We start from the raw sequence: 3,520 nt of genomic DNA, 5'->3' as shown, positions 1-3,520 counted from the left end.
GTCCGGCGTTTCGCGTCCAGGTGAATGCCTTTGCGCTGGACCGAACGCCGGTAACGGTGGCCCAGTTCCGCGCCTTCGTGAGCGCAACCGGGTACGAGACCGACGCAGAACGTGTGGGTGACGGTGCGGTGTTGGACAAGGCGGCCGGCGGCTGGGAACTCGTAAAGGGCGCGACCTGGCGAAAACCGCGTGGTCCGGCCGGTCCGTCCGCTGTCGAGGATCATCCTGTCACTCAGGTTAGTTGGCGGGATGCGGACGCGTTCTGCCGCGCCTACGGCGCAAGACTGCCCACCGAGGTCGAGTGGGAGCGCGCCGCGCGAATGGGGCAGACGGCCGATGGCCATGTCTTCAAGGCCGGCGATCCCTTGAGCGTGTCCGGCCGTTGGCGGGCCAATGTGTGGCAGGGCGTGTTTCCACTGTTGGACGAGGGGTCTGATGGTTATCGCTCCACATCGCCGGTAGGCGCTTTCGGCGCCGCGCCCTCGGGCCTGACCGACATGGCCGGAAACGCCTGGGAGTGGACCGCGTCCTGGTACGTCCCTTACGGTTCCGGCGCGAAGAGCGGCGTCGAGCGCGTGCAGCGCGGCGGCTCGTTCCTGTGTGACCCTGGCTTCTGTCAGGGGTTCAGGGTCACAGCGCGGGGCCGGGCGACACCTGACAGTTCGCACATGCATGTGGGTTTCCGCTGCGCCGCTGATGGCGCCGCGCCGCCGCCGAGGGCCGGGCGATTGTTCGCACCGACCCGGATTGCCAACACGTTATCCGAGGGAGCCGCTGGATGATGCGCCGCCTGTTGACCTCCATCGCCGCCGCCGGTCTGCTCGTGGCGTCAGGATGCGCCGGCATTGATGGTTCGCCCAAGGCCCCGGGGCCTGCGCCCAAAGCCTCGGCCAAGGCGCCGAATGTGATTGTGATTATAGCCGACGACCTCGGGTATGCTGATGTCTCGGCCTATGGGATCAACCGCATCCCTACGCCCAACATCGACCGCATCGGCCTGGAGGGCGTGCGGTTCACAGATGGCTATGTCAGTGCGCCGGTCTGCGGTCCTTCCCGCGCGGGCCTGCAGACCGGACGCTATCAGGGGCGGTTCGGCTTCGAGTTCAACAACGGCCCGGCCAGCCGGGATGTGAACGAGAACCTTGGATTGCCTGTGGGAGAGGTCACGATCGCCCAAGCGTTGAAGGGGCAGGGCTATCGTACCGGCCTGGTCGGAAAATGGCACCTTGGAGCCAACAAGGACTACTACCCCACCAACCGCGGCTATGACGAGTTCGTAGGCCTGCTGTCAGGTGCGACCAGCTACATGCGCGCCGCAACGCCCGGGCTCAGGAGCGTCCGGACCAGCGGCGGCGGCGGCGAGGGCGGCGGCGGCTCCGCCCGGGGTCGAAGCGCGCTCAACGCGATCTATGAGGGTCCCGGGCGAACCCGTGTGGAGAACGAGGACGAATACCTGACGGAGTATTTCGGCCGGCGCGCCGTGGAGTTCGTGCGCCGCAACGCCGCCTCGGACGCGCCCTACTTCCTGTATCTGGCCACTACCGCGCCGCATGACCCGCTGGAGGTCACGGAAAAGTATTACAACCGCTTCCCGCAGATCAAAGACGAGACCCATCGCATCTATGCCGCCATGGTCTCCTCGTTGGACGACATGGTTGGCGAGGTGCTGAATGCGGTCGACGCGTCAGGCGAGGGCGATAACACCATCATCTATTTCCTGAGCGACAACGGCTGCGCGGCCTACTACCCCGGCATGTGCGCCTGCGAGCCTCTGCGGGGCGGCAAACTTACCCACTATGAGGGTGGGGTGCGGGTACCGATGATGATGCGCTGGCCGGCAAAGTTGAAGCCAGGCCAGGTGAACCGTCAGGTGGTCTCCTCGCTGGATATCTTCCCGACGGTGTTGACCGCTGCGGGTGGTCAGATGCCCAAGGATCGCGTGTTCGATGGCGTGGACCTGACACCCTACCTGACCGGCCAGAAGACCGGTCAGCCCCACGACATGCTGGCATGGCGTCGGCAGCCGTTGGCCTCGATCCGGGTCGGCGACTGGAAGTTGTGGAAGAGCCTCGACGGCAAGTACACCCTGCTGTTCAACCTCAAGGACGATCTGAACGAGACCACCAACCTCGCCCAGAGCCGCCCCGACAAGCTGAAGGAACTGGAAGCCGCCTTCGACCAATGGGCGAAGGACATGCAGGACCCGAAGTGGCCCTCGCGACCGCACACCAGCTACAGTGTCTGCGGTACGCCTTTCGAGGTGCCGATCTGATCTGACGCGCAGGTGGCCGGCGATCGTGCTGGCCGAGCGCATCCACGCCCAGGGAGGCCGTTCTGGACGCTAGAATACGACTGATGAGTGAGCGCGAACGGCAGGTCTATGCCTCCTGCCATCTGATGGATCACGGCGAGGCCGCACGCATAGCCGACCTGTTCTCCCCAGGCGACATCTGGACGAGCGCCGGGTCGGCGCGCGAGGAACGCTCGGCGATGGCAGCGGCATTCCAGACCCGTCAGGACCATACCGGCCGGATCTCCCGCCACATCCGCAGGCCCGAGGGTTGGCGGTTCAACACGCGCGAAGACGTGAGCGCGTTCCATCAGCAAAAGGCGAGCCTTTATGCCCGGTGAAATCTGGTCGTCACGACATGCGGGGCGTAGCTTCATCATCACTGGCGGCGGCAGCGGGATCGGCCGGGCGACGGCGCTGCGCCTGGCTCGGGAGGGCGCTCAGGTGGCCATCGCCGACGTTCGGGGCGAACTGGCCGAAGCCGTCCTGCACGAGGTCGAGGCCTTGGGCGGACGGGGTCTGGCGCTACAGTGCGATGTGGGGCGTGAGCCGGAAGTCGAAGCCATGGTCACGGCGTCAGCGGCGGCCTTTGGGCGAATAGACGGCCTGTTCTCCAATGCGGGCACGGCTGGACGCGGCTGGATTCACGAAACCACACTTGATGACTGGGAGCGGGTGATCCGCGTCAATCTGACGGGCGCATTCCTGTGTTCGAAGCACGTATTGCCACATCTCCTGACCCATCAGAGGGGCGTGATCGTCACGACGGGATCCATCGCCTCGGTCGTGATCGGCGCAGGGGGCTCCGCCGCAAGCTACGCGGCCAGTAAGGGCGGTTTGTTGCAGCTCACGCGCCAGATCGCTGTGGACTATGGATCACAGGGGATCCGCGCGGTCTGCCTTTGCCCGGGCGCGGTCAAGACCAACCTGGGGCCTCACGCCATCGAGGATCGGCAGGGGCAAGCCGCTCCAGCTTCCGGCCCCCTACCTCGAGCCAAGCCCTGGACGCCGATTCCCCGGGCGGCAGAGTCCGACGAGATGGCCGCCGCCGTCTCGTTCCTGTTTTCCGATGACGCCAGCTTCATCACGGGAACCGCCCTTTTCGTTGATGGCGGGCTGACCGCCATTTAGCCTGGCTCAAGGGTTCAGAAGCCTTGTCCATCGCCCGCGAGGAGTTTCCTGCCGTTGACGTCCAGCGTTGATCCCGCCCGGATCAGCGAACCGGGGTGA

At 65.7% G+C, this 3,520-nt stretch carries 4 protein-coding genes; all 4 read left to right on the top strand.

Annotated elements, in window-relative coordinates:
- A partial coding sequence (locus ACIQ42_RS17245; RefSeq protein ID WP_397423466.1) for a formylglycine-generating enzyme family protein occupies positions 1-782 on the top strand: 782 nt, incomplete at its 5' end.
- A complete protein-coding gene (locus ACIQ42_RS17240; RefSeq protein WP_397423465.1) occupies positions 779-2,272 on the top strand; it encodes a sulfatase in 1,494 nt (497 codons plus the stop codon). The genes ACIQ42_RS17245 and ACIQ42_RS17240, both read left to right, overlap by 4 nt.
- An 83-nt stretch (positions 2,273-2,355) precedes the next feature.
- Complete coding sequence (locus ACIQ42_RS17235) at positions 2,356-2,631, top strand: hypothetical protein (RefSeq protein ID WP_397423464.1); 276 nt, start codon at positions 2,356-2,358, stop codon at positions 2,629-2,631.
- A complete protein-coding gene (locus tag ACIQ42_RS17230; RefSeq protein WP_397423463.1) occupies positions 2,621-3,421 on the top strand; it encodes an SDR family NAD(P)-dependent oxidoreductase in 801 nt (266 codons plus the stop codon). The genes ACIQ42_RS17235 and ACIQ42_RS17230 overlap by 11 nt, the downstream gene beginning before the upstream one ends.
- The last annotated feature ends 99 nt before the right edge of the window (positions 3,422-3,520 follow it).

It is taken from the genome of Phenylobacterium sp., from assembly GCF_044372605.1.
GTDB lineage: Bacteria > Pseudomonadota > Alphaproteobacteria > Caulobacterales > Caulobacteraceae > Phenylobacterium.
Note: the sequence above shows the minus strand (reverse complement) of the source record. Positions and strands in the feature narration are given on the sequence as shown.

Excerpts from the sequence above, each read along its gene's own strand:
- ACIQ42_RS17240 (WP_397423465.1), top strand. The coding sequence starts at position 779 with ATGATGCGCCGCCTGTTGACCTCCATCGCCGCCGCCGGTCTGCTCGTG.
- ACIQ42_RS17235 (WP_397423464.1), top strand. The coding sequence starts at position 2,356 with ATGAGTGAGCGCGAACGGCAGGTCTATGCCTCCTGCCATCTGATGGAT.
- ACIQ42_RS17230 (WP_397423463.1), top strand. The coding sequence starts at position 2,621 with ATGCCCGGTGAAATCTGGTCGTCACGACATGCGGGGCGTAGCTTCATC.